The sequence below is a fragment of the Marinomonas fungiae genome, assembly GCF_001418205.1.
GTDB lineage: Bacteria > Pseudomonadota > Gammaproteobacteria > Pseudomonadales > Marinomonadaceae > Marinomonas > Marinomonas fungiae.
In genome coordinates, this window is the sequence record NZ_LIQF01000004.1 from 212,909 (window position 1) to 231,279 (window position 18,371).

The 18,371-nt window shown below is 46.8% G+C and carries 18 protein-coding genes and 1 pseudogene; 11 read left to right on the plus strand and 8 right to left on the minus strand.

Features of this window, described 5'->3' with window-relative positions; translation table 11 throughout:
- Positions 1-56 precede the first annotated feature (56 nt).
- The gene (locus ASC49_RS07965) at positions 57-956 is read right to left on the minus strand and encodes a LysR family transcriptional regulator (protein ID WP_055462711.1); all 900 of its coding nucleotides are present in this window, start codon (positions 954-956) and stop codon (positions 57-59) included.
- Between the two features lie 93 nt (positions 957-1,049).
- On the opposite strand from ASC49_RS07965, the gene ASC49_RS07970 reads away from it, so the two are divergent.
- Positions 1,050-1,748 (plus strand): NAD(P)-dependent oxidoreductase, encoded by a 699-nt coding sequence (locus tag ASC49_RS07970; RefSeq protein WP_055462712.1) that lies wholly within the window; start codon positions 1,050-1,052, stop codon positions 1,746-1,748.
- 109 nt (positions 1,749-1,857) lie between these two features.
- Here the strand turns inward: ASC49_RS07970 and ASC49_RS07975 are convergent.
- Both ASC49_RS07975 and ASC49_RS07980 read right to left on the minus strand, forming a co-directional pair.
- A pseudogene (locus ASC49_RS07975) lies at positions 1,858-2,031 on the minus strand (alcohol dehydrogenase catalytic domain-containing protein); the annotation flags it as partial.
- 9 nt (positions 2,032-2,040) lie between these two features.
- Complete coding sequence (locus tag ASC49_RS07980; RefSeq protein WP_055462714.1) at positions 2,041-3,546, minus strand: KAP family P-loop NTPase fold protein; 1,506 nt, start codon at positions 3,544-3,546, stop codon at positions 2,041-2,043.
- A gap of 258 nt (positions 3,547-3,804) precedes the next feature.
- Here ASC49_RS07980 and ASC49_RS07985 point away from each other — a divergent pair, with 258 nt between their 5' ends.
- The 5 genes from ASC49_RS07985 to ASC49_RS08005 all read left to right on the plus strand — a co-directional run bounded on the left by ASC49_RS07985 (position 3,805) and on the right by ASC49_RS08005 (position 8,436).
- On the plus strand, positions 3,805-4,716 hold the full coding sequence (locus ASC49_RS07985; RefSeq protein ID WP_055462715.1) for a LysR family transcriptional regulator: 912 nt from the start codon (positions 3,805-3,807) through the stop codon (positions 4,714-4,716).
- Between the two features lie 137 nt (positions 4,717-4,853).
- The gene (locus ASC49_RS07990) at positions 4,854-5,885 is read left to right on the plus strand and encodes a TRAP transporter substrate-binding protein (protein WP_055462716.1); all 1,032 of its coding nucleotides are present in this window, start codon (positions 4,854-4,856) and stop codon (positions 5,883-5,885) included.
- Between the two features lie 48 nt (positions 5,886-5,933).
- A complete protein-coding gene (locus tag ASC49_RS07995) occupies positions 5,934-6,416 on the plus strand; it encodes a TRAP transporter small permease (RefSeq protein WP_055462717.1) in 483 nt (160 codons plus the stop codon).
- A complete protein-coding gene (locus ASC49_RS08000; protein WP_055462718.1) occupies positions 6,410-7,687 on the plus strand; it encodes a TRAP transporter large permease in 1,278 nt (425 codons plus the stop codon). The genes ASC49_RS07995 and ASC49_RS08000 overlap by 7 nt, the downstream gene beginning before the upstream one ends.
- Before the next feature lie 11 nt (positions 7,688-7,698).
- On the plus strand, positions 7,699-8,436 hold the full coding sequence (locus ASC49_RS08005) for a M15 family metallopeptidase (RefSeq protein WP_055462719.1): 738 nt from the start codon (positions 7,699-7,701) through the stop codon (positions 8,434-8,436).
- 107 nt (positions 8,437-8,543) lie between these two features.
- Here ASC49_RS08005 and ASC49_RS08010 read toward each other — a convergent pair whose 3' ends face one another.
- Entirely contained in the window at positions 8,544-9,788 is a 1,245-nt protein-coding gene (locus ASC49_RS08010; protein WP_055462720.1) for an MFS transporter, read from the minus strand.
- 155 nt (positions 9,789-9,943) lie between these two features.
- Between ASC49_RS08010 and gtfA the strand changes: the two genes are divergently transcribed.
- On the plus strand, positions 9,944-11,428 hold the full coding sequence (gene gtfA, locus ASC49_RS08015) for a sucrose phosphorylase (protein WP_055462721.1): 1,485 nt from the start codon (positions 9,944-9,946) through the stop codon (positions 11,426-11,428).
- Between the two features lie 3 nt (positions 11,429-11,431).
- Here gtfA and ASC49_RS08020 read toward each other — a convergent pair whose 3' ends face one another.
- Both ASC49_RS08020 and ASC49_RS08025 read right to left on the minus strand, forming a co-directional pair.
- A complete protein-coding gene (locus tag ASC49_RS08020) occupies positions 11,432-12,463 on the minus strand; it encodes a LacI family DNA-binding transcriptional regulator (protein ID WP_055462722.1) in 1,032 nt (343 codons plus the stop codon).
- 162 nt (positions 12,464-12,625) lie between these two features.
- A complete protein-coding gene (locus tag ASC49_RS08025) occupies positions 12,626-13,645 on the minus strand; it encodes a CobW family GTP-binding protein (RefSeq protein ID WP_055462723.1) in 1,020 nt (339 codons plus the stop codon).
- Between the two features lie 220 nt (positions 13,646-13,865).
- Between ASC49_RS08025 and ASC49_RS08030 the strand changes: the two genes are divergently transcribed.
- Together ASC49_RS08030 and ASC49_RS08035 are read left to right on the plus strand one after the other, a co-directional pair.
- The gene (locus ASC49_RS08030) at positions 13,866-14,054 is read left to right on the plus strand and encodes a ribbon-helix-helix protein, CopG family (RefSeq protein ID WP_055462724.1); all 189 of its coding nucleotides are present in this window, start codon (positions 13,866-13,868) and stop codon (positions 14,052-14,054) included.
- Positions 14,055-14,137: 83 nt separating this feature from the next.
- Entirely contained in the window at positions 14,138-14,473 is a 336-nt protein-coding gene (locus tag ASC49_RS08035) for a zinc ribbon domain-containing protein YjdM (protein WP_055462725.1), read from the plus strand.
- A gap of 48 nt (positions 14,474-14,521) precedes the next feature.
- Here the strand turns inward: ASC49_RS08035 and ASC49_RS08040 are convergent, their stop codons facing one another.
- Complete coding sequence (locus ASC49_RS08040; protein WP_055462726.1) at positions 14,522-15,910, minus strand: aminotransferase-like domain-containing protein; 1,389 nt, start codon at positions 15,908-15,910, stop codon at positions 14,522-14,524.
- Positions 15,911-16,040: 130 nt separating this feature from the next.
- Here ASC49_RS08040 and ASC49_RS08045 point away from each other — a divergent pair, with 130 nt between their 5' ends.
- The gene (locus tag ASC49_RS08045) at positions 16,041-16,901 is read left to right on the plus strand and encodes a DMT family transporter (protein WP_055462727.1); all 861 of its coding nucleotides are present in this window, start codon (positions 16,041-16,043) and stop codon (positions 16,899-16,901) included.
- 154 nt (positions 16,902-17,055) lie between these two features.
- Positions 17,056-17,496 carry a GyrI-like domain-containing protein gene (locus ASC49_RS08050; RefSeq protein WP_055462728.1) on the plus strand — a complete coding sequence of 147 codons (441 nt, stop codon included), beginning with the start codon at positions 17,056-17,058 and terminating at the stop codon, positions 17,494-17,496.
- Here the strand turns inward: ASC49_RS08050 and ASC49_RS08055 are convergent.
- Positions 17,489-18,364 carry a LysR family transcriptional regulator gene (locus ASC49_RS08055; protein ID WP_055462729.1) on the minus strand — a complete coding sequence of 292 codons (876 nt, stop codon included), beginning with the start codon at positions 18,362-18,364 and terminating at the stop codon, positions 17,489-17,491. The genes ASC49_RS08050 and ASC49_RS08055 overlap by 8 nt on opposite strands.
- Between the last annotated feature and the right edge of the window lie 7 nt (positions 18,365-18,371).

Genomic DNA, 18,371 nt, shown 5'->3' on the forward strand with positions numbered 1-18,371 from the left:
TGTATATGGGGCATATCATTTTAAGCTCTGGATTTGAAATAGCTTCCACTGTGCCGCTATGACTGCTTTTTTATAAACCACTCGCTAATTAGCTGAAATACCCTGTTGATACGGGGGCTGGTACGCAGTTCTCTGTGTGTCACTAGCCATAACGGCAATACCATCACGGGGCCAAGAGGGAAAAATGCTTTTGTGAGAGAGGGTTCTTGGTCGCCAATGGCTTGGGGGAAAAAGCCCAATGCTAATCCGCGTTTTACCAGCTCCCATTGCAGCCCTTGAAATGAGGTGACCAAATTAAAGTTGGATTCAGCGACAGGCCACTCCAGCGAATTGAGATGATTAATAAGCGTCAGCTTTCTTTCAAAGCCAATGATTTGCATGGTTTGAATCTGTTCGCGCTGAGTTGGGTGGCCGTATTTTGCTAAGTAGTTGGGTGTGCCATAAAACCAAATCGGTTCATCGGTTAGCTTTTTGGCAATTAAGTCTGGTTCACTGGGGCGGAAGCTGCGTAGGGCGATATCAGCATCGCGTTGTTTGAGATTACTCGCTTTATTGCTCACATGAATTGTTAATTGAATGCTGGGAGCTTGCTGATGAATGAACTCAATCAATTCAGGTAGACGAAATAAGGCATCTATCTCGCTGACCGATAGGCTTACTTCCCCTTCGAGAGACTCTGTTAACCCTGCAACAGCAAGGCTAAAGTTCTGTGCAGTGGGGGCCATTGGCGCGACAAAGTCCAGTAATCGGCTGCCCGCATCCGTGAGTTTTAGCCCTGTGCTCAAACGCTCAAAAAGGGTGACATTAAGTTCTGACTCTAGGTTAAAAATTTGTCGGCTAAGGGTTGGTTGCGTCACGCCAAGCTGGTTTGCTGCTTTCGAGAAAGAGCCTTCTCGTGCCGCAATGAGAAATGCTTTAAGAGCATTCCAATCGAGTTGTTCATAAGGAATAGCCATACAAATATGTATACCCGATCTAGATGAATGGAGGTTTTTTAAGGCTTCTAAGCTAATTTACACTGCCCCTATACAAAATTATAGGAGTTGAATATGACCGCGTCTTCCCATGGTGAACGATCTAATCGTTCCAAGAAGCATATCGCAATCGTTGGAGCCTCGGGGAAGCTTGGGCGCTACTTGATCGAAGAATCACTACAGCAAGGTTATCGGGTAACGGCTATTTGTCGGCCCCAGAGTATTGCCAAGTTATGGTTATGGGAAGAGATTATCGACATTATTCCGAGCTACAGCGACGACCAAGAGATACTGGCTAAAGTGTTGGAGGATGTAGACGTGGTACTGACGGTGATGGTGTGTTGGGGGATGAAAGGCTATGCAACAAACACGGTTGAAGCGGTGTTGAAGGGAGCTCCAGAGAGTGCGCGTTTGATTTTCTCATCGGGTTGGCATATCAGCCGCGATGGATTAGATAAGTACCCACTTAGTTTACGTTGTTTTGTCAGAGTATTTGGAGCGGTAGCCCGCTGTCTGCGAATCGCCGATATCCGTGATCAAGAACGAGCGGCGCGCAGGATTTTTGAGTCAGGCCGACGATGGACCTTGGTACGAGCAAGTGATTTGGAAGAAGGTGAGAGTGAAGGGATGCCTATTTGGGCGGAACATGTGGGGGATGCTCGAATTCAGCACAACCGTCTGCGCCGTATGGATTTTGCTAAATTTATGGTGGCGGCTATTAACGACAAAACGTTATTGCAAAAAGCACCAGCGATTGCCAGTGCTAGGGTATAGACAGTAGTTCAAAGTAGTTAGAGAACAAACCGGGAATTTAGAGTTAATTTTGCTGCCAATCCAACTCTCGTGGGCTGATTAGTAGAGCAGGGATCTGACCCCTTTGGCTAATCAGGCCGCGGCCTTGGGTTTCACGAACCGCCTGACACAGGTTGGTTTTGCCAGATAAGCAGTATTTACATTTGCCACACTCTGGAATGTAAAGTTGGATCACGTGATCGCCAGGTTTAACACTGGTCACACCTTCCCCTACGGCTTCGACAATGGCACCGCCTTTGTGCCCCCTCTGACGCTATTCCTCTATAAAAATGGCGTCTAGGCTCTCGATAACTTCAAATAATTGCTCGGTACTGAGAATATTATTTTTCTGTTCATGATCAATTCTGTAAGCCCTTTCCTTAATGGCTATAGGTTGTAGTTTTAACTTTTTTACAGCATCTAGTTGAGGGGTATGCGTGTCATTGCAGTCAATTCTGAATTGACTGGCTAGATGCCCTTTTTTTATATAGCCCAATGCTGAATCGTATTGGTTTATAAGCTCTGTGAGTTTAACTGGTGAGCCTGGTCGAGAATTTACTGTTCCTTTTAAGAAAGCAATTACTTTCAATATCTCGATTTTGCTTCTTTGCGTTTGTTCTTTTATTGCAAGTTGGCACTTTTGAAGTGGAGTGGAATCTTCTATATCTTGTCTGTCATGATATAAAGCCCTTCCGATAATAAGACCAATAAGATGGAATACTGAGTAGTAGCTTCTTTGTAAGACCTCACTTTGGAGAGTTACTTCAATATGCATGCATATCTGCTTCGCACGTCTAAGTGAAAGCTGGGCTTGGTTCATTTGACAGACTAGAGCAACCGCAGCTCTTAGTTCTTCAGGCGTCTTAATCTCAGGTAGAGTTGGCAGTGGTTTGAACTCCTTGGAATCAAACATCTTCTCAGCGGTTAGGAACTCAAAAAAATCCGGCTCAGGCAGTGTCAGTCTTTGCTCGAAAAATCGACTTAAATACTCATGTGAGTCGAAATCTTGGCCATAGACGGCTTTGATGGAATGCTGAAGCTGTTTGGTATCGGTTGAGAAAACAAACACAAAGTTCGGTATATCAAAGAGATGCTTAACTGTTTCTAACATCTCGATGGCGTATGTCGGGCGGCAACGGTCAAGTTCATCAATAAAAACAAAGACTTTTTTATCCGTTTTATTTGGCTGTGCGATATCGACTAGCTTACCAACTTCATCTTTGAAATCTTTGATGAATTGCTTGTGTCGTATATGAGCTCTCGTAGCTTCAAGACCTAGCTCACCCATATTTAAGTCAGGCTCATACTTTTGGTGTTCAATACCGGTTTTAGCGATAGCTTCAACTATACTGCCGATGCTATCTGCGGCATCTTTGCCGAGAAATATACCGATTAAAGCTTTCGCAATAGCTGGAAGGGCGCTTTTTAACTGGACGAGAGCATTAGCTACTTTCTTTTCCTGCTCATGAAATTGAAGGTCGTTACATCGTCCTTTCAGTTGCTCTATGATCTCCGCAATTATGATCGTCAGCGGGTCATCCAGATAGTCTGATTCCCATGCATCGATCTTGATACCGATATGGCCTTGATCTTTAACCAGCAGCTTCCAGTTATTCACAAAGAAGGTCTTCCCTGTGCCCCAAGCGCCATTTAGGTTGACAGGAAATGCGTGTTCTTCGGTATCTCGTGTGTTGAGGTATTGAGTAAAGCGCTCGGCGAGTTCTTTACGTTTAATGCCTGTTGCGCATTTCTCAAAGGGGCTTACTTGGTCAGAAGGCATAATCGATATTCGAATCCAATTAGAGTTATCGATATGCTAACAGCAAATCAGATGGGCTTCCTTAGTCTTAGCAGCACCCATGCAGCATACGCTCTGTTCTCGTTGTAACCGGGATTTCTTTATATCGTGCGTTTGTTGCTAGCACTCTACTATATATTGGCCGTTATTTATTAGGCTCTAAATTTGCTGGTTTCTCCTATTATAGGAATCCTAGTTCCACAGAGTCCTTAAGCGAATAAAATTCGGAGATTTCTTTTAATGCATAAACTGCCACCAAGAACGCTTGAGTATCTCAATGCGATAGCACGCTATAAAACGTTGAGAAAAGCGGCGGCTCGTCTTAATGTTGATCCTTCTGCTGTGAGCCGCCAGATCACCCAGCTCGAAGCAGCGTTAACGTTACCCGTTTGGGATCGAACTAATCCTAAAAATCCGATTATGCCGGCAGGAGAGGAGCTTCTACAGTATTACCGTAAAATGACGTCCAGCGAACAAGCTACTCTTTCACGTATTGATGATTTATTAAATCTACGCTCTGGCGAGGTCAGAATTGCAGTCGGCGAAGGTATATTAGGAGATTTGATTTCTTCTTCATTACAGTCTTTTTTGGCGTTGCACGAAAATATCCAATTGACCGTAGAAATGGCAGGGGCTCAAGATGCCGTGCAGTTGTTACAAGAGGAGCATATTGATTTTGCGCTAACGTATGCATCGGCTAATCATCCTAAGCTTCATTGTCATTTAGAAACTACTCATCCATTAGAGTTGATTGTCCCTTATGGGCATGAATTGTCTAAAGAAGCAGGACCAGTCACCTTTGAAAAACTTGATCAGTACCCGATTGCATTGATTGAGAAATCGGCTGGAATGGGCCGCTTGGTGACCCTTTATGAAGAGATAAATCACCAAAAATTCACTCCTAGATTAAGAACTAATTCGGTCGCTGCGCTGAAAAATTTTGTTGTATCGGGGTTGGGCATTACCTTCATGCCATTGCAAACCGTTTACGATGAGATCGCGACCCAAAAAATTGAAGTGGTTTCGTTAAACAATCCCATTTTTGAGCAAGCGAAAGTCAGAGTATTGAGCTTAGAAGGTCGCGAGCTAACACTGGCCGCGCAGGCCCTATTGAAGCATTTATCAGAAACCATGAATTTCTTAAATGCGTGATAAGTAAGCTTGTTGACTAAAAATCAACGCTTTGTCTATTGTGGTGTCAACACATCAAGTCTAAGTTTCATAGTGTGACGCCTAATAATTATTTCTACAGATCACATACCGCAATAACACTCACAAAAGGAACAATGATGAAAATGTTATCTACTATTTCAGCCAAATCGCTGTTAAAAACCTTCGCAGTAGGACTGGCACTGACGACATTATCTGCCGCTATACAGGCACAAACAATTAATTTGAGCTACAACGGTGCTCCTGATGCGGACAAAAATGCCGTACATTTATTTGCTAAAAATCTACAGCAATTGGTGGATAAAAAGACTGATGGCGAGCTAGAGCTTAAGCTCTATCCAAATAGTATGTTGGGTGGCGAAGAAGAGCGTATGGAACAAGTGCTGAATACTCCAAGTTTAAATATCGCCTCATTTGGCGGTATTTCTCCACTTTTTCCTGAGATTTTTGTCAGTTCAATCCCTTTTTTATTTTCAGACTTTGATCATGCGCGCACCTTTTTCGATGAAGGTGAGTATTGGAAAGAGGCGCAACAAGCCTTTTATGAGCGCACAGGAGGTCATCTTTTAGCCGTGATAGAAGAAGGCGGGTTCCTAGCGTTTACTAATGATGAAAGGCCAATTAAATCCCCTAAAGACTTTGACGGTCTACGCTTCCGTGCAATGGATAAGAGCCAAGTAGCTTTATATGAAGCATTTGGTGCGTCTGGCACGCCGATTCCTTGGACGGAAGTGTATTTGTCGCTGAAAACAGGCGTGGCCGATGGGCAAATGAACCCGCCGATGTACATTATTTTAGGCAGTTTATACGAAGTTCAGAAGTACGCTACGCTAGCGAATGTCCAGTACTCTGATCAGTTCTTAGTGGCAAATGATGAGCTACTGGAATCGCTTTCTAGCGATGAGCGTAAAGCATTAGAAGAAGCGGTAAAGGAAGCCAATGCAATAAACCGTAAGGCCGTTCAAAGTCAGGTCGAAGAGCGTATTGCCTATCTTGAAGACAATGGTATGGAAGTTTATCGCCCAACTAATGCCGAGCTACAAGCATTCCAAGAAATTGGGCAGCCTTCTTACTTGAAGTGGTTAGATGAGGAAGGGATTGATCAGAAGTGGATAGATCTTGCCTTTAAAGATGCAGGTGTTGAACAGTAAAGCTTGTATCAAGGCGCTTACGAGCGCCTTTTTTTAAAGGTAAAAAATATGTTTAAGTCATTCTATCAGGGACTTTATCGTTTCTTGCGATGGTTGTCCTCGGGGATTTTAGCGCTCAATGTGCTTGTCATCATTTACAGTGTCTTCACGAGATATGTGCTCAATCATTCTCCTATTTGGTCGGATGAGCTATCGCGTTACGCCATTGTTGCTAGTGTGATGTTAGCGATGTCTTGTTCTTATGTAGAGGGTCGTCACATGCGCGTGTCCTATCTTGAGCAAACGGTATCTCAGACCGCGCGGCGTTTCATCGAATTTTATCAGTGGCTTGCGATCGCAGGTGTAGCACTCTTTTTCGCTTATATCAGCTTTCGCTACGCTTTATCGTTAAGTAAGTTTACCAGCATGGGCTTGAGTGTTAGTAAATCCATACCGCTGATGTCTTTACCGGTAGGATTTATGACCTTGTTTTTAATGGCACTTTTAAAAGGCCCATTTAAAAAGCCTTTAAATAGGGAGGAAGTATGCTAATTGCTCTGATCGGCACCTTTCTTGTAAATCTTATTTTGGGCGTACCATTGTTTATTTGCTTATTGCTAGCGGCCATGGTGGGGTTCTATTTTGTAGATTTTTCCTTGGCATTTCGTATGTTGCCGCAGCAGTTTTTTGGCGGAATTAACGCCTTTGCCCTGATGGCGATTCCACTGTTCATTTTTGCTGGTAACCTGATGAATTCATCCGGCTTGACCTCGCAATTGATTCGCTTAGCAAACTCTCTGGTGGGACACTTAAGAGGGGGCTTAGGCTATGTCAATGTTGTCTCCAGTGTATTTTTTGCGGGCGTCAATGGTTCGGCGGTCGCAGACACGTCTGCACTAGGCTCGTTGTTAGTTCCTGCGATGAAAAAAGAAGGCTACAGTACTAGTTATGCGGCGGGGTTGACGGCGGCTAGCTCGCTTATTGGACCGATCATCCCCCCGAGCATCTTTATGATCTTATACGCGTCCCTAACGAATACCTCGGTGGGAGATCTATTTTTAGCTGGGGTCATTCCTGGACTGATTTTAGGGGGCGCGTTCATCATCATGAACTATATATATGTGCGTAAAGCAGGTATACAAAGCCAAACACAACGATCCACGCTCAAAGGTATTTTGGTTGCTCTTTGGTTTTCTGCCCCAGCACTGATTGCCTCCTTTATTATTGTGGCCAGTATCGTTTTTGGTTTTGTTACACCTACCGAATCAGGCGCACTAATCGTTGCCTATGCATTGCTCTTAGGACTTTTAAATCGCACATTGGATTGGCAGAAATTAAAAGATGCATTGGTCGATACGGCCTTACTCAGCAGCTCAATCTTTGTCATTATCGCCGCATCCGCCGTGGTAAGTTGGTTATTGGCCTATGCTCAACTTCCAAATCAGCTAGTGGCCTATTTAGCGCCGTTTCAAGAAAACCCAACCTTAGTTTTGCTGATTTTGAGTTTGATCACATTTTTCATCGGGATGCTGATGGAAGAGGTCTCAGCACTTATGTTGCTCACTCCGGTGTTCTTTCCAGTAGCGATGGCCTCGGGTATTGATCCTATTCATCTAGGGGTTGTCATCACTGTTAATATAACTATTGCATTGATAACCCCTCCAATGGGTGCATGTGTATTTGTAGCCGCAGCGGTGAGTAAATTGCCTATTACTGAAATGTTCAAAAGTATTTGGCCGTTTGTATTGGTAGCTGTGTTTGCTCAAATCTTTGTTATTTGCTTTCCGTCCTTAACGTTAGCTTTGCCGAGTATATTTCAGTGAAAAGGAATGCAATGAAGACGAAAATAACCGCGCCGAAAGATTTTTCATGGGGGGACTATAAACGCATTCCCATTGTAGACAACGGTGAACCCCTGATTCCCTTAAGTACGTCACAGCATTTAGTAACGTATCCATTTTATGCAAAAATGGGCATTGCTAATGCTGTGCATGAATGTTTTGTTCGTGAGACTGTATTTGAAAAACTTCATCTAGTGGCTGACATGTTGCCTGAACATTTAAAGCTGGTGGTACTGGATGGTTGGCGGCCTTTTTCAGTCCAGCAACACTTTTTCGATAGCTTGATCAATATTCTAAAGAAATCATTCCCTAATCATGATGAAGTGCATTTGTATAATCAGGCTAAAAGTTTAGTCTCTCCGCCGAGTAGTGATAAGCACTCACCCAGTCCACATTTAACCGGAGGTTCAGTTGATGTGACGCTGTGTGATTTAAATGGACGTTTTTTAGATATGGGGACTGAGTTCGACGAAGCCAGCAAGCTTTCTTGGACGGATGCGTTGGAAGACCAGTGTCACAACATAGAGGCACGCAATAATAGACGAATCCTCTATCATACGATGATTGAAGCAGGGTTTACGAATTTGCCAAGTGAATGGTGGCATTTTGATTACGGGAATCAACTTTGGTCCTATCGAAAAGGATTCGATGAGGCATTCTATGGTGTTTCGAAGCCTCGAGACATTATTAAGCAATGGGAAACCGAAATCGTTGATAATCAGTTCATATAGCTTTAGTAGGAAGCCATCTTTTTGAAATGGCTTCCTACTTTGACCCTTAGTTCGGTGCAATAGGGCAGCAGGCAAGGCTCTGTTACGGTACTTGAATAGTGTTAAGCCTATGAAGTGCTAAGCGCATCATGTTGTGTTAAAGCCTCATCGGCTGGGTTTTTGAAGTAATTGAAAACCATGGCGACAAACAGCGTGAAGGCAAACCCTGTTGCTAAGACAAAGCCATAACGCACGTGGCCAAAGTAATCACTGATCATCCCCATCAATAATGGTGAGACCGCTGCAGAAAGCGCGGTGAAAAACAAGATCACGCCTGCGACCGCGCCGTGTTGTTGGGTTGCAAAGCACGAGATGCCTTTTGAGTTGAGAGTCGGGTAGATCATAGACATAAATAACCCCGACAAAGGCAAAAGTCCAACCGCCCAGTTAACGCCGCCGATTAAGGTAAAGACATAGCACAACGCAATGCCCAAACTGAGGCATACCATCACACCTTGCCAGCTAAAACGATTGAGTAACCACACGGCCAAAAAGCGACCCAGAGCACGCAGAATAAAGAACACGGTTAAGGCATAGGTTGCCAGCAGTTGCCAAGGCCCGTCGTAGTCCGCTAGGAGCGTAGGCATCCAAACATAGATGGCGACCTCGGTTGCCACATAGAGCGCAATTGCCAGTGAAAACCCTAACGCATAGGGATTTTTGATCATCGATAGGGTGACGGATAAGGACGCAGGTTTGGCGTCGTCGCTCGGTTTCACGGCGATTGGGTAGTCAATGCGCCAGGCACCGATCGCCAGAATCAGACATAGCACCCCTGCCATGATGTATAGGTACGTCCAGCTCACCTCTTGGGTCAGTAGAAAGCTCACAAACGCAGGTCCGACAATGGCGCCGACACCAAAGAAGCCTTCCACTTTGTTCATCATCTTGGTGTGTTCGTGGTTGCTATGGGATATATCCCCCAATAGTGCTAGGGCACCGGTTTTAAATAAACCGATCGCTAGGCCAATACAACTCAATAGAAATAAGAAGAAACCAAAACTGCGACTAAAGGCGAATAAAAAACAGCTGATGGCGAAGATGGCTAAGCCCAGCATGATGGTCTTTTTACGGCCAAGACGGTCAGCTAGGAAGCCTAAAAAGAGGCCACTGAAGGCAATGAGTGCCATGGGCGCGTAGTGAAATGCGCTGGCTTGAGTCATGCTCAAGTCAAATTCCTCAATGAGCTGAGGAATGATCATGCCGACGGCATCGGAGGTCATGGCGAACATGAAAAACATCATGTAAGTCAGCCATCGAATGGCGCGCATGGGATCGTTGGAGTGTGAATGTATTGTATTTGTTGTATTCATCTTTGATTCCTCGCAAGCCTAACAACCCATGCGGACATGCGTTCTTATAGCGGCTTAGCTGGTGGTTTTAAAGTTATAAAAACTTCTTGAATTTTTTATTGTTGTAATCAAACATATAACTTAATCGATTAAGTTTCAATGTGGTGCGACAATTTATGATGAAAAATAACGTTCAATTAATCACCTACGCTGACCGCATTACGGGTCAAGGCATTGATGCGCTGACTGAGCTGCTCAATGGCCTGTTAAAGCATGTGTTCTCAGGGGTTCATTTATTGCCGTTCTACAATCCGATAGATGGCAGTGATGCAGGCTTTGATCCGATTGATCACAGCGCAGTCGATGAACGGCTGGGAAGCTGGTCGGATGTGAAAACACTGGGGCAGACATACGATGTCATGGCCGACCTGATTGTGAATCATGTGTCAGCCCAATCGTTTCAGTTCCAAGATGTGTTAGCCAAAGGTAAGGCGTCGCCCTACTGGGATTTATTTTTGACACAACAAGACGTCTTCCCAGAAGGCATGTCAGAGGCGGATCAACAAGCCATTTATCGTCCTCGACCAGGGAGCTGCTTTACGCCGATGACCTGTGGCGACGGTGAAACCTACGACTTTTGGACCACGTTTACCGACAATCAAATCGATATCAATGTCTATGCCCCTGCTGGACGGGACTATCTAAACGACGTGTTGGAGAAATTTTCTCAAAACAACGTCAACATCATTCGTCTGGATGCGGCGGGCTATGCGATCAAAAAGGCGGGCACCAACTGCTTTATGCTAGAGGAAACCTTTGACTATTTGGATCAACTCTCCGCTCGCGCGAATGAGCTTGGCATGGAGACGATTGCCGAAATTCACAGTCATTTTGAGACGCAGATTGATGTCGCGAAGCGCGTAAATATGGTCTACGACTTTGCTTTACCGCCGCTGGTGTTGCACACGTTGTTTACTAATAATGCTGACGCACTACTGAAGTGGCTGGCGATCGCGCCGCGCAACTGCCTCACGGTACTGGATACTCACGATGGTATCGGCATCATCGATGCAGGGCCGATGGGTGACAAAGCAGGCTTGTTGGACGCTGAGCAAATCGACAACTTGGTGGAAACCATTCACGACAAGAGTCAGGGGCAAAGCCGTAAAGCGACGGGCGCCGCAGCGAGCAATGTGGACCTGTACCAAGTCAACTGCACCTACTACAACGCCCTGGGCGCGGATGATTTTGATTACCTGTTGGCGCGTGCCATACAGTTCTTTGCTCCTGGGGTGCCGCAAGTGTATTACTCCGGTTTGTTTGCCTGTGAAAACGACATGACATTATTGGCCGCGACACAGGTCGGTCGTGACATTAATCGTCCGTACCTGAACCCTGAGACGATTACTGAGGCGCTGCAAACGCCTGTGGTGAAAGGGCTCATTGAGCTGATTGGGATTCGTAATCAGCATCCGGCGTTTGCGGGCGAGTTTGCTTGTCGTGGCGAAGGGGCGTCCTTCACGCTGAGCTGGACGCTTGATGACAGCACGATCTCGCTAAACGTAGACTTAACCAAACGTGATGCCAACATCGTTTCTTGCCAGCAAGCCGAGACGCATACCACGTCGATTGCAGACCTGCTGAACCCTTCACAAGACTGAGTGCTAGCTGCTTTCGCCGAGTTGAACTTGGTACGCAATCAGCGCCTTCTGGCGCTCTTTTTGAACAAACAAATTGGCCGCTAAGCGGCCTTTTTCTTCACTGTTTTGATGAATAGTCGACAGCGTGGGCACGCAGCGCTGGCCTTCATCAATGCCATCAAACCCGACGATGCGCAGTTGCTCAGGCACATGAATGCCTCGTGCTGCCGCTTCACGCAGTGCCGCCAGCGCGATCAAGTCACTCATGCACAGCAACACCTCAGGGCGCGGCACACTGTCCAAAACTTCTTTGGCAAGACGTGGCGCATAGCGCTCACTGCTTTCAGGTACGTTCCAGATTTGATCGTCGGCTAAGGTAATGCCCTGGGCCTCTAGGGCGCGCTGATAACCGCGTAAGCGTTGGTGCGCAATCGACTGGCTGGTGTCAAAGTTGGGTTGCGCTTGCACACGGCATAAACGCTCCTCATCAAGCAACCTAAGGCCTAAGATCGCTACGTGATCCTGAGGGGATCGTAGAGCATGCATGGCGATATCATAGCTCGCTTGTTCATTATCAATATTGACCGACGTGTTGCGGCCAATATCAAAATCCACTGTCACCACCTGTTTGGTGATGGTTTTCAGCTGCTCGACCAAGCCTTGATTGCGCGGACGGCCATAACAAATAAAGCCATCGACAAAGTCGACCACGTTATTGAGGTGGTCATTGTTACCAGAAAAAAGCAGCAAATTGATATTATTGGCTTCTAAAACCGACGAAACGCCACGCATAAAGCTGCTGGCGACCGGATCCGATACCATGTACTCAACGCTATCGGCTAATACTAGGGCGACAATATTTGAGGTGCCTTTGCGCAATGACTGGGCGGCCTTATTAGGACCGAAATAGCCGCGCTGCTCACAGGCTTTAAGAATCGCTTCGCGACGCGCCTTGGACAATTGGTCGGGGCGATTGAAGGCATTGGAAACAGTGGCATTGGAGACACCCAATTCCGCAGCAATGCTTTTGAGTGTCCAGCTTTTCGGCTTAGTCATAGAAGGCGTATCTACCGTTTTATCAAAGGGCTTATTTCAGCGATACTGACGCGGGAGCGACAATAACAGGACGCAGGATCGTCGATGCTGCGGTATGTCGCAACCGCCAAAAGATACCATAAAGTGGCGCGCTTGAAACGCAGCACGCCTTTTTATGAAGTGCTAAGCCCCTTGCAAACAGGCCAGCATATCGTGCTCGATTTGCTGCCAATCCAGTGCTTTAGAGCTGATGATTTCGATGCGTGAGTCGCGGCGGTAGGCGACTTTGTCAAAGTCGTGCTCATCGCCCACGCGATTGTAAAACACCCACGCATGGCCAATGCGAATCACGCCTTTAATGCGGTTAATGTCTTCGAGGTTGTTTAAGATCTCTTCTAGCGCCCAGTAATCAAAGGTGTCATCGCGGTGGAAAATCCAGCCACAGCTGAATAAGCCACTGCCGTTGCCGACCTTACGAATCGGTTTACCCGGCTCGGCTCTGGCTTCGCTATGCTTATGTCCATGGTCATGATGGTGCTCATGTGCATGTTCGTGATGATGCGCTTCTGGGAATTGCGCTTTGAGCTGTCCGTTTCGAACTAGGTCGAGTAACGCCAAATCAATCACACCTTTCGTGGTACGGCCAATGTGTTGTCGCGGGGGAAACATGCCGTTTAAGCTCTGTTCCACAAAATCCACTAACTCTGGCTCGGCGATATCACATTTGTTGATAATCACCACGTCCGACAAGTTTAATTGGTCGTGAAGGATGTTGCTGTTGGCGACGTCTTCCAGCTCCAACGAGCGCGGATCGAGAATACAAATGGTGGCGCGCAGGTCGAGTTTATCTTTAAAAGACGGCCCCATCAGGGTATCAATAATGCCTTCTGGATGACCAATACCGGTCGGTTCGATGATCAAGCGATCCGGCTTAGCATGCTCAATCAGTGACTTCAGCGTGGGGGTCAATGAGGCGCCCATGGTACAGCAGATGCAACCACCTACCAGCTCCTTGATGTACAACCCTTCTTCGGTCGGCATCATTTCTTGGTCGATGCCTACCTGACCGAATTCATTGACGAGAACGGCCCAAGATTCGTTTTTAGGCTTGTTCGCCAGCAGATTATTGATAGTAGTGGTTTTACCCACACCGAGAAATCCCGTGATGATGTTGGTAGGGATCAGAGAAGCTTGCTCGTTCATAATGACTCTTCAAGAATAAATTGCGTATGGTGACTAGTGTGCCGAGTTTTTAGGCTAAGGGCTATTCCCATTCCGACAGGCTTTTTGGGATGCTTGATATAAAACGTTACACTATATCATTTTTGATATTGAGCACAGGGCTTGCTATGGAAGAGGTCGCTTTCATCTAGCTGAGTCATTATAATCAAATGATAATAAACTGACGCTTTAAGGATGCCTTATGGAAAGCAAAACTGCTCGTTTTACTGTATTGCTCGACCCTCGTAAAAAGAAGGCGTTCGAGAAATTGTGTGCCGAACAAGACCTGACGCCATCGCAGGTGGTGCGCCAGCTGATTCGTGGTTATTTGGAAGATCACGAGGTGGATTTTATGAAAGAGCCTTTAGAAGAAGCCTCTAGCAAAAGCTAATTCACCAAAAACATTATCATGTCATTGTCATTACGTTATAATGCAATGCAAATTTTCCCTATTTCTATTGAGGTTATTGAAGTATGAGTCTTCCAGCTTGCCCAAAGTGTAGCTCTGAATACGTTTATGAAGATCAGTCTATGTTGATCTGCCCAGAATGTGCGTACGAGTGGAACCCAAACGAAGAAGTCGTAGACGAAGACGCGATCATCCTGAAAGACTCAAACGGCAACCTACTAGCGGAAGGCGACAAGGTTACCTTGATTAAAGACCTGAAAGTCAAAGGTTCGTCTCAAGTATTGAAAGTGGGTACCAAAGCCACGATCAAACGTTTCGTAGACGGCGACCACGACATCGACTGTAAAGTCGACGGCGCTGGCGACATGATGCTGAAATCTCAGTTCGTGAAGAAAGCGTAATACTACGCTGATCGGACGTAAGAAGGCTCCTAGTGATAGGGGCCTTTTTTATTGCTGCTGCTTTAAAGCCCAATCCAGTACATCAAAAATTTTTTGCTCGGTGCATTGGGCGACATTAAAGCGTAAATAATCGTGAGCACTTTGGGATTGACTGAAGACATTGCCCGGTGCCAATACAATCCCTTTGCTTAAACAGTCTTGAGCCAATTGCGTAGCATTCGTTCCAGTGGGTAAGCGACACCATAAAAACATGCCATCTTTGGGTTGAATCCAAGGCTGAATTCCTAAGCGGAGTAACCTTTCAGAAACGTCTATACGCTGTTTTGCGAGCCAGCCTTGCAGCTTTTCCATATGTTTGCGATAGCCACTGTCAGTCAGTGTTTGTAAAACGATTTCGCTGTCGAGGCGATTGCCGCTAAAGGACGTGGCAATTTTCAAATCCACCAGTTGTTCTATCCAATCCGGTTTGGCGGCGATAAAACCGCAGCGTACTGATGCCGAAACCGTTTTAGAAAAACTACCAATCTCGATTACCTGCACTAAGCCATCCAAGGCGGCCAATCTAGGAGCTCGGGTGGTTTCCAAATCGGCAAAAATATCGTCCTCGACAATGACCAACTCTGAGGCCTTGGCCAGTGTCAATAATTGATGGGCAACGCTAGGCGTCAAATGGGCGCCCGTTGGATTGTGGATCCCTGAGTTAGTGATATAAAGCCGCGGATTGTAGTCTGCTAAAGCTTGGGCAAAACGCTCTAGATCCGGCCCATTTGGGGTATAGGGAATCCCGATAATGTTGACTCGATGGGCTTTTAATAACGCGTGAAAATTAAAATAGCAGGGATCATCAACCAGCACCGTGTCGCCGGGAGACAGGAGAAAGCGAGCAATCAGATCGATGGCATGGGTACCTGATTCGGTCAGCATAATGTGTTCAGGGCGAGCTTCGATGTTCTGACTGAGCAAGCGGCGTTGTAGAAAATGTCGAAATGCCTGTGATCCTTTGGGCGAGGCGTATTCGGTCAAATCCAAGGAGTTTTGCCGAGCTAAGCTGCGCATGGCTCGTTTGATACCCGTTTGATAAAGCCATTCTGACGGCAGCCAACCACACCCTGGCATTAAGGCGTCAGGCGTTGCTTCCAGTGATTCTTTTGATACCCATAAAGGGTCAATTTCACGGGCAACTTTCGGGCCAATTTGATTCAGGTCTAGGGGCGCTATAGGACCCGATGTGTAAAAACCTGCGCCCGGACGAGACACAATGGTCCCTTCTGCAACGAGCCGATCATACGCCTCGACCACGGTTGAAACCGACACCTGCATGGCTTTTGCTTGAGCACGAACCGACGGTAGACGCGTGTTGGGCAAGTAGGCCCGCGATGCGATCTTTGACTCAATATCGTCCATGACCGATTCAATTAAGGTACCTGCACGAGCCATACTATTCCTCTGTTTTTAAATCTGTACTGTTTATATAACCATAACAGTTTTTTTAAATTGTGTCGGTCTGTATCTCCTTTCATCGCTATTTTTTCGGTTTCATAGGGCGATTGTTTTTAGGGAGAACGAGATGAAACAGGCAACACAAGGTTGGCTTAGTGGCTTCGTCGGGGTCGCTACTTTTGCTGGATCACTACCGGCGACACGAATCGCTCTGCAGGGCTTTGATCCCACTTTCTTAACGGTGGCTCGGGCTTCGATTGCGGGGCTGCTAGGCTTATTATTTCTGCTATTACTCAAACAGCCGCGTCCTAATAGCGCGCAAATTTCAACACTCTTGCTCAGTGCCATGGGGGTAGTAGTTGGCTTTCCTCTGTTGACGGGGTTTGCACTGCAATACGTTACCTCCGCTCACTGTGTGGTGTTTGTGGGTTTGCTACCCATCTGTACGGCGCTTTTTGCCGTGTTAAGGGGCTCTGACCGTCCAAGTTGGCCGTTTTGGCTCTTTTCATTGGTAGGGGCGACCTTAGTGGCAGGCTATGCTGCGTTAGGTGCTGCTGAAGTGTCGTTAGTCGGTGATGGTTTAATGCTGGCGGCGATTGTGGCCTGCGGCATGGGATACGCGGAAGGCGCTCGTTTGGCGCGAGTTTTAGGCGGGTGGCAGGTGATTTGCTGGTCCCTCGTTGTATCTTTGCCAGTGATGTTACCGTTGCTCTATGTTTTGTGGCCCAGCTCATTTACTTCAGTCAGCACGTCGGCATGGTTGGGACTTGGCTATGTGTCTCTGTTTAGTATGCTGTTTGGCTTTATCTTCTGGTATCGCGGCTTGGCATTAGGCGGTATTGCGGCGGTGAGTCAGCTGCAACTAATTCAGCCTTTTATGGGCTTCTTACTAGCGGCTTGGTTACTGCAGGAAAGCATCAGTTTGACGATGTTGTGGGTGACGTTAGCTGCCGTATTATGTGTCGCAGGAGCAAAGCAATATTCATAACTCAGGTGCCCAACGATAGGAGTAAACTGTGAAAGCTGTTTTCAACGATTGGGAGGCTCTGGGCAGTCGGGCTTAGTTTATTTGCAGTGTATGGTTGATACCGCTACATTCAATGTTTGGATACTATGGCTAAAATTTAGAAGGATGTTCGGTCGTGAAAATCGTTAAGGTAGAAGAGTTTTCAGTGGTGGGTGTGCATGTACGCACGAAAAACGCAGATGAAATTAACCCTGATAGCGCTAAAATTGGCGCATTGTGGCAGGGTTTTGGCTCACAAGTAGCGCCCAAGCTCGCCGATGATGCCAAGGTATATGGCGTGTACTGCCAGTATGAGTCGGATGCCAATGGCGCTTTTGATGTCTATGCCGCAGCGGATAAGTTAACCGATGCCGACGCGTTTCAAAGCCAAACGATTCAAGCGGGCGAGTACATGGTGTTTTCGCAAAAGGGTGACATGCCTCAAGCCGTGATCGATGCTTGGGTCGAAATATGGCGATACTTCTCTGAGCTACCCGAGCGCGAGCGAGCGTACACCACCGACTTTGAATACTACAAGAGCGATGATGAGGTTGAGGTGTATATCGCGCTTAAGTAGATCGATCTAACGCCAGCTCAGATTGCTCAACCAACCCAGTTAAAAAATCGGCGACGCAGCGAACACGTTTGCTGTGGTGTAAATCGCTATGAATGACCAAATAAATGGGCTGGGCCAACTCGGGCAGTGTTTTTACACAACGGACAGGTTCGTTGTTGGCGACGATCTGCGGTAGAACGGCAATACCTAACCCCGCTTTGCAGGCGGCTAATTGCGTGGCGACTGATGTGCAACGTAACGCAGGCGTCGCGCTAGGTAGCGCGTGGCTTAGCCATTTGGCGGCAGGTAAGTCCTGATAATGGTGATCCCAACCAATCGCATTATGGGGATCTAGCGTCAGCGTCTCAGGCAGTTGGCTTGATTGATACAGCCCATAGCGCAACTCGCCAATCCGCCGAAAGGTCACATTACCCTGAGTCGGCCTAGTCATACGTAAGCCTAGATCAGCATCGTGCCGATGCAGGTTGGCTGTGCGGATATCGGTCACGATCTCTAGGTTGAGTTCAGGATGTTGCTGTCTTAGCTGAGCGAGGTTGGGCAATATCAATTGCGTAGCGAGGTTTTCTGCTGTGGCCAGACGCACCGTACCAGAGATCGCTGTATCCAATGCTTGCTTAGAAAACCCAAGCATAGCCGCTTCCATTTGCTCAGCATGGGCGACCAACGCTAGACCTTCCTCCGTCAGTTCATAGCCAGTTTGCGAGCGTATGAAAAGCGCGATACCAAGGGCTTTTTCAAAGCGCTCAATACGACGCGACAAGGTTGCAATGCCTAATTCCAGCTGCTGGGCCGCCGCAGTGAGTGTGCCGGATCGCGCCAGCGCCAGAAAGACCCGCGAATCGTCCCAGTTCAATGCACTGCTTTCCATTTTTGAA

What these genes read in the sequence shown, in the direction of transcription:
- ASC49_RS08005 (WP_055462719.1), top strand. Translation starts at nt 7,699, where the DNA reads ATGAAGACGAAAATAACCGCGCCGAAAGATTTTTCATGGGGGGACTAT.
- ASC49_RS07995 (WP_055462717.1), top strand. Translation starts at nt 5,934, where the DNA reads ATGTTTAAGTCATTCTATCAGGGACTTTATCGTTTCTTGCGATGGTTG.
- ASC49_RS08010 (WP_055462720.1), bottom strand. Translation starts at nt 9,788, where the DNA reads ATGAATACAACAAATACAATACATTCACACTCCAACGATCCCATGCGC.
- ASC49_RS07990 (WP_055462716.1), top strand. Translation starts at nt 4,854, where the DNA reads ATGAAAATGTTATCTACTATTTCAGCCAAATCGCTGTTAAAAACCTTC.
- ASC49_RS07970 (WP_055462712.1), top strand. Translation starts at nt 1,050, where the DNA reads ATGACCGCGTCTTCCCATGGTGAACGATCTAATCGTTCCAAGAAGCAT.
- ASC49_RS08040 (WP_055462726.1), bottom strand. Translation starts at nt 15,910, where the DNA reads ATGGCTCGTGCAGGTACCTTAATTGAATCGGTCATGGACGATATTGAG.
- ASC49_RS08025 (WP_055462723.1), bottom strand. Translation starts at nt 13,645, where the DNA reads ATGAACGAGCAAGCTTCTCTGATCCCTACCAACATCATCACGGGATTT.
- ASC49_RS08020 (WP_055462722.1), bottom strand. Translation starts at nt 12,463, where the DNA reads ATGACTAAGCCGAAAAGCTGGACACTCAAAAGCATTGCTGCGGAATTG.
- ASC49_RS08030 (WP_055462724.1), top strand. Translation starts at nt 13,866, where the DNA reads ATGGAAAGCAAAACTGCTCGTTTTACTGTATTGCTCGACCCTCGTAAA.
- ASC49_RS07985 (WP_055462715.1), top strand. Translation starts at nt 3,805, where the DNA reads ATGCATAAACTGCCACCAAGAACGCTTGAGTATCTCAATGCGATAGCA.
- ASC49_RS07965 (WP_055462711.1), bottom strand. Translation starts at nt 956, where the DNA reads ATGGCTATTCCTTATGAACAACTCGATTGGAATGCTCTTAAAGCATTT.
- ASC49_RS08000 (WP_055462718.1), top strand. Translation starts at nt 6,410, where the DNA reads ATGCTAATTGCTCTGATCGGCACCTTTCTTGTAAATCTTATTTTGGGC.
- ASC49_RS08035 (WP_055462725.1), top strand. Translation starts at nt 14,138, where the DNA reads ATGAGTCTTCCAGCTTGCCCAAAGTGTAGCTCTGAATACGTTTATGAA.
- ASC49_RS08045 (WP_055462727.1), top strand. Translation starts at nt 16,041, where the DNA reads ATGAAACAGGCAACACAAGGTTGGCTTAGTGGCTTCGTCGGGGTCGCT.
- gtfA (WP_055462721.1), top strand. Translation starts at nt 9,944, where the DNA reads ATGATGAAAAATAACGTTCAATTAATCACCTACGCTGACCGCATTACG.
- ASC49_RS08055 (WP_055462729.1), bottom strand. Translation starts at nt 18,364, where the DNA reads ATGGAAAGCAGTGCATTGAACTGGGACGATTCGCGGGTCTTTCTGGCG.
- ASC49_RS07980 (WP_055462714.1), bottom strand. Translation starts at nt 3,546, where the DNA reads ATGCCTTCTGACCAAGTAAGCCCCTTTGAGAAATGCGCAACAGGCATT.